Origin of the sequence: Erythrobacter epiphyticus (genome assembly GCF_034653295.1) — a bacterium.
Taxonomy (GTDB): domain Bacteria; phylum Pseudomonadota; class Alphaproteobacteria; order Sphingomonadales; family Sphingomonadaceae; genus Erythrobacter.
In genome coordinates this window covers 1-708 of sequence record NZ_JAYEEU010000038.1, presented here as the reverse complement: position 1 = coordinate 708, position 708 = coordinate 1, and the positions used below count along the sequence as shown (strand labels likewise).

1 protein-coding gene is annotated in these 708 nt (G+C 64.2%); it reads left to right on the top strand.

The window, feature by feature from the left end; translation table 11 throughout:
• Positions 1-79 precede the first annotated feature (79 nt).
• A partial coding sequence (locus SOQ14_RS14390; RefSeq protein WP_322898795.1) for a TM0106 family RecB-like putative nuclease occupies positions 80-708 on the top strand: 629 nt, incomplete at its 3' end.

Below are 708 nucleotides of genomic sequence, written 5' to 3'. Positions count from 1 at the left end.
GCTTCCAGCCCCGGCAAAATGCGGAACGCATAGCCCAGACGCAAGCCGGCAAAGCTCTGCATGCCATCCGCATCTCCAGCTGGGAGACGGCAGCCGATACACGGTTCGTCTGGCCGATGTCTCCGCGTACGCGCGGCATGCGCGCTCGATGCTTGAAGGGTTTGTGGCCGAACGCCCGGCAACCCGCGCCGAGCCCAACGCCTCCTGTGGCCTTTGCCGCTGGAGCGATCATTGCAATGCGCAGTGGGAGCAGGACGACAGCCTTGCCCTTGTCGCAGGCATAACCCGCAGCCAACGCCAGAAACTCGAGGCAGCCGGGGTTACCACCATGACGGCGCTTGCCGGGAGGGCGGAACGTGTCCCGAAGATGGCAGCAGAGACGCAGCGCAAGCTTGTGGCACAAGCCAGACTGCAGACGGCCCGGCGCGCGGGCACCGGCCCATCCTTCGAGTTGCGGGAACCGGAGCCGGGCAAAGGCTTCGGTCTCTTGCCTGAACCGGCGGATGGCGACGTGTTCTACGACATTGAAGGCGACCCATATTTTCCCGGAGGCCTCGAATATCTCCATGGTGTCTGGTTCATGGAGGACGGTGAGTGGCAGTTCCGGGCCTTCTGGGCGCATGATCGCGACGAAGAAGGGCGGGCTATGCGCGACCTTCTCAGCTTCCTCGTCGAACGCATTCGGCGATACCCGAGGGCCCRTMTCGT